Source organism: Micromonospora sp. NPDC003776, assembly GCF_053605645.1.
In genome coordinates this window covers 1-4806 of the sequence record NZ_JBSGJR010000535.1, presented here as the reverse complement: position 1 = coordinate 4806, position 4806 = coordinate 1, and the positions used below count along the sequence as shown (strand labels likewise).

The following is a 4806-nucleotide window of genomic DNA, read 5'->3' as shown; positions in this document are numbered from 1 at the left end:
GGCGCGCAGTGGCTACCAGCCTCTCCCGCCAACTACCGCCCCGCGCGGCGCCCTCGCAACCATCCGATCGACTACGTGGTCATGATCAACCCGGCCGGGCCGGCTCGGTCAGTAGGGGTTGGGGTGGCCGGGGAGGCGGGCCTTGAGGAGGGCCTGGGGGCGGCCGGGGAGGTTGGGGTCGGGCGACAGCGGCGGGGCCTGGGTGCCGGTGCGGTGCGACATGCCGGCGAGGAGATCCTTGAGGGCGGTGACCGCGTCGACCCGGGGGTGCCAGTCCAGCTCGGACTCGGCACGCTCGCTGGACAGCAGGGGTACGTTCAACGCCAGGTCGACCCAGCCCACGTCGACCGGTTGCAGCCGCGCGTGCCAGGTCAGCGCCGCCGCCGCGCGCAGTACCGGGATCGCCACCGGCACCGTCCAGCCGTGGAAGTGGCGAGCCACCAGCTCCGGGCTCAGCACCGGGTCCGCGGCGACGTTGAAGGCGCCGCGCACCTCACCCAGGACCGCCTTCTCGTACGCGTCGGCGACATCGTCGGCATGCACGGCCTGCACCCGCAGCCGGCGGTTGGTCGGGACCATCGGGATCCGGCCGTACCGGAGCAGCCGCACCGGCACCAGCGGGCCGACGAAATAACGGCTGATCTCGGTGCCGGCGTCCCGCTGGAAGATCAACCCCGGCCGCAGCCGGACCACCCGCAGCTCCGGATACTCCCGCTCGAGCGTGTCGAGCAGGCTCTCCACCTCCGCCTTGTCCTGGCTGTACGACGACCCGGCCACACCGGTCGCCGGCCAGCGCTCGCTCACCGGATGGTCCTTCGGGCCGGGCGCGTACGCGCCGACCGACGACGCGTACACCAGCGCGGGAACGCGGGCCCGGATGACGGCGTCGAACACCGCCCGGCTGCCCCGGACGTTGGTCCGCCAGAGGGTACGCCGGTCGTGGCTGGGCTGGATCTGCCAGGCCAGGTGCACCACCGCCCGCGCCCCGGCGAAGACCGCGGCGAGCCGCTCGACCGACCCGGGCGCCCCGATGTCGCACGCGTGCCACTCCACCCCGTCGTACGGCTCACCCGCGTCCGGCCCCGGCAGGCGGCGCGCCACCCCGACCAGCTCCGCCCCGGACTCCCGCCGCAGCCGGCGGAGCAGCGCGGTTCCCACGTTGCCGCTGGCCCCCACGATCACGATGCGCATGCCCGCTGGCGTACCCGTTGAAGCGGACGCCAACCCCCGGACCGGTCAGGGGCGGGGATTCTGCCTGACCCAGCCCTTCTCCCCCTGCCGGCGGCCCTGCACGGCGGCCAGGCAGCGCGGACAGACGTACCCCTCCGGGTCGGCCTCGGTCAGCACGTCGGTGGCCGAATACTCGAACGGCACGTGCGGGAACCGGCGCAGCCGGGTACGGCTCAACGGCAACCCGCAGACCGTCTGGTTCTGCCCCGGCAGCCAGGCGTGCACCTCACCACCGGGCCGGCGTACCCCGTCGGCACCGGCCACCTCGCTCGACGCGGCCACCGCGGGGGTGCTGCTCAGCCTCATACCGGACCTCTTCCCGGCGCCGCCCCGCCCATGCGAGCCTCGCCGGTGCGAGGTCGGAAGATCGACGACGGCGGGAAGCCGGAAGCCCTTCAGCGGCGGGTTCCGGTAGCCTGGGCGGGCGGGCCGCTAGCTCAATGGCAGAGCTGTGGACTTTTAATCCATAGGTTCAGGGTTCGAGTCCCTGGCGGCCCACTCCTCCGCAGGTCAGCGGCCCCGGCCGGGGCCGCTGTTGCCGCGATCGGGGCCGGTACAGCAGCGAAGTACAGCAAGGACCGACCGCCAGCCTGACTTCCTGTGTCTGGAACGCTCTCCGAAGCGGCGGCGGACGGGACAGCGGAAGGGCGGCTGATGACGGACGGACCGCTCGTGCGCAATTCGCGGCTCCTCGGCCTGTTCGTCGAGATCGTCCAAGGACCCGAGGGGACCTGGCGGGCGGTGGAGACCGCCGGCCGTGGCATCACGGCAGAAGCACGCTGCACACTGACCGTGGTCGCAGACAAGATGACCACCAGCTCCGACAGCCCGGCCGAGGCACGTCAGAGAAGCCTCGCCTGCGCCGATCGACTCATCGGACTGGGTTCCATCGAAGACGATCTGAGCGAGTTGTGGTCCCGTCGCCGGGGAGGCGAGCTTGACGACGCCGCGTTTGAGGCAAGCCTCCTGCGAATAGTGATGCGCCTGGAAGCGTGGCCGCAATCCTGGCCGAGCATGCCCGACTGAGCGGCATGCCCACCCTTCACCGGTCGAGCGTCTGACCGAGCCGCTTGAGGGCGTCGCGGGTGGCCGCCGAGGACACCACCGTGTAGATCTCCATGGTGATGGAGAACTGCGCGTGCCGGAGGATCTGCATTGCCACCCGGGGATGCACGTCCAGGTCGGCCAGGAGCGAAGCACAGGTCCGCCGGGCGTCCCTGACAGTGATCCGCCGGACGCCGGCCGCATCGCAGCGACGGTCCCAGAAGCGGTTGAAGTTGCGTGGCTCGACCGGCCGGCCATAGCGGGTGGTGAAGATGAGGTCCGACGGCTGCCAGGCGGGGCCGGCGGCGTCGCGGGCGGCGGTCTGCGCCACACGGCGACCGCCGAGGGACACCGTGCAGATGTCCGGCAGCGGCAGGGTGGCGTCCGAGGCGGCCGTCTTCGTCTCCCGGTGCAGCAGTTCGGCACCGACCCGCTGGAGCTGCCGATCGATGGTCAACTCCCCCGCGTCGAGGTCGACGTCAGCCCAGGTGAGCCCCAACATCTCGCCCTTGCGCAGACCGAGCACCAGGACTAGGACGTACGCGGCGTAGAGCGGGTCGTCGCCGGCGCGGGCCGACTCCAAGAAACGCCGTGCCTCGTCGCTCGTCCACGCCTTCCGCTTGCGCTTCCGAACCGGGGGCAGCTTGACCAGAGACGCCACGTTGCGGGAGATCAACCCTTCCGTGATCGCCTGGGACAGCAGTGTCCGGAGCACGGTCCGCAGGTGGGTGACGCTGGTTGCCGAGGGCAGATCCCGGCAGCAGCGGCCGAGGGCGCAGCAGCGACGCAGGGCGGGCTTTCGCCGCTCGTCCTTGCCCTGGGCACAGCACTGGCAGGTCCGCCCCACCTCGTTGATCCAGGTCTGCACGTCGCTGACCCGAAGCTTGTCGAGGCGCTTACGGCCCAGCCCCGGCACGAGGTAGAGCCGGACCACCACCTCGTAGGTGACGTAGCTGCCCGGGGCGAGGTTCGGCTTGACGATCTCGCGGAGCCAGTAGCCGGCGTACTCCCCCACCGTCGGGGAGCGGGTCGCCACGGGGCCGGCCTTGGCCTGCCCGTGCAGCTTGATCCACTTGTCGTGGATCTCCTCGCGGCTCTTGCCGTAGACCCACTTCCGGCCTCGCTTGCCGTCCGGCTTCTCGACCCAGACGTACGCGGCGAAGCCGTTGCGGTACGGGAAGATCGAGCCTTCGCCGTTGGCTCGGGCGCGTCCGGACATCAGGCGGCCTCCTGGCGTTCGACCTGCTCGCGGATGTAGTCGTCGACCCATTCGGGGAGGATGCGCCGGTACTTGCCGTCCTTGATGGAGCGCAGCTCGCCGGTAGCGATCTTCATCTTGACCTTGGAGATCCCGAAGCCGAGCAGGACGGCTACCTCGGCGGGCGAGTACCAGCGGGGGCGGAGGTCGTGGGTCATGCGGCCACCCCCAGCCACGCCTCGTGGGCGAGTTCTTCCCGTCCGATGCGTCTGCTCTCGCGCCGCTGGCGGGCGGCGGTGTTGGCGAGAAGGGCGTCTCCCTCGGTGAGCCAGCCGGAGCCGATGTAGGTGAGGGTGCCGACGGTGATCATGTCGGCCGGTTGGTCGTCCTCTTCGCGCCGGTAGGTGGCGCGGGTGTGGCGGAGCAGGCGGAAGGTGACGGAGTAGCGGCGGGCCTTGGTGAGGAAGTGGCCGCCGAAGCCGAGCATGTGCGCCCACCGGCGCAAGCCGCCGTAGATGTTGGGTTTGGCGTCAAGGCTGCCTTGACGGTCGTTGGCGGTTGCGGCGCCGCTGCTCGTGTCGGTGTGGGTGGGCCTGCCGAGATGCCAGCAGGCGTCGATGAGGCGGGCGACGTGGTCGCCTTCGGGGTCGGCGTAGTCGTCGACCGTGGCCGGGGTGAGCCGGACGGACGAGTGGCCCGTGGCTTCGGTGGCCTTGGTGGCGTACTTGGCGAGGTAGGCGGCCACCTTGCCGTCGGTCAGCTCGCCGCCAACGGTGTTGATGCGTCGGATGTCGACCTGCTCGCCCCAGGCGACCAACCAGCCTTCTGGCTGGTCGGGGTGCGCGGGCGTGGTGACGGTGATCTGCCGGGCGGCGAAGCGGACCGCGTCTTCCAGATCGTCGACAGTGATGCCGGCCGGCGGCGGCACGAGAGCGTCCGGGTCCTCCGGGTCGACGCCGTCGAGGCGCAGCAGGACGTGGAAGTGAACAGCTCCGCGCCGCTGCATCTCGGCGACCTTGCCGTGCGAGACCCGCACGGGTGGCATCCAGCGGACCTTGCCCGAGGCGGTGACGACCCGGACGAAGGGGATGCCGCGTCGGCGGCAGCGCACGGCGAGGCGGCGATCGGCGGCCTGCTTGGTGCGCCGCCACAGTTCTCCAGAGAAGTAGTTCCAGACGGCCTGGTGGGCGTGGTCGTAGCAGTCCAGGCACAACGGCTGACCGAGCCGCGGATCGTCGGCGTCGTGGCGGGCGAAGCACGCCACGGGCCGCCTGTGCGGGCAGGTGCCGGCGTTGCTGCGGGCGCGGCAGGGCGCGGGCCGGCAGTCGCAGCGC

Annotated in this window: 6 protein-coding genes and 1 tRNA gene; 2 read left to right on the top strand and 5 right to left on the bottom strand. The window is 71.3% G+C overall.

What is annotated here, in order from left to right; all coding sequences use genetic code 11:
* Positions 1-108: 108 nt before the first annotated feature.
* Together ACWEVO_RS30230 and ACWEVO_RS30225 are read right to left on the bottom strand one after the other, a co-directional pair.
* Positions 109-1191, bottom strand: a complete 1083-nt coding sequence (locus tag ACWEVO_RS30230) for an NAD-dependent epimerase/dehydratase family protein (protein ID WP_452310870.1) — start codon at positions 1189-1191, stop codon at positions 109-111.
* A gap of 45 nt (positions 1192-1236) precedes the next feature.
* On the bottom strand, positions 1237-1536 hold the full coding sequence (locus tag ACWEVO_RS30225) for a hypothetical protein (protein ID WP_452310869.1): 300 nt from the start codon (positions 1534-1536) through the stop codon (positions 1237-1239).
* Between the two features lie 120 nt (positions 1537-1656).
* On the opposite strand from ACWEVO_RS30225, the gene ACWEVO_RS30220 reads away from it, so the two are divergent.
* Positions 1657-1728 (top strand) — tRNA-Lys (locus tag ACWEVO_RS30220).
* A 102-nt stretch (positions 1729-1830) separates the two neighbouring features.
* Complete coding sequence (locus ACWEVO_RS30215; protein WP_452310868.1) at positions 1831-2256, top strand: hypothetical protein; 426 nt, start codon at positions 1831-1833, stop codon at positions 2254-2256.
* A gap of 16 nt (positions 2257-2272) precedes the next feature.
* Here ACWEVO_RS30215 and ACWEVO_RS30210 read toward each other — a convergent pair whose 3' ends face one another.
* The 3 genes from ACWEVO_RS30210 to ACWEVO_RS30200 all read right to left on the bottom strand — a co-directional run.
* On the bottom strand, positions 2273-3493 hold the full coding sequence (locus tag ACWEVO_RS30210) for a tyrosine-type recombinase/integrase (protein ID WP_452310867.1): 1221 nt from the start codon (positions 3491-3493) through the stop codon (positions 2273-2275).
* Positions 3493-3690, bottom strand: coding sequence for an excisionase family DNA-binding protein (locus ACWEVO_RS30205; protein ID WP_107075187.1), 198 nt, complete (start codon positions 3688-3690; stop codon positions 3493-3495). Before ACWEVO_RS30205 ends, ACWEVO_RS30210 begins: the two co-directional genes overlap by 1 nt.
* A partial coding sequence (locus ACWEVO_RS30200) for a replication initiator (protein WP_452310866.1) occupies positions 3687-4806 on the bottom strand: 1120 nt, incomplete at its 5' end. The genes ACWEVO_RS30205 and ACWEVO_RS30200, both read right to left, overlap by 4 nt.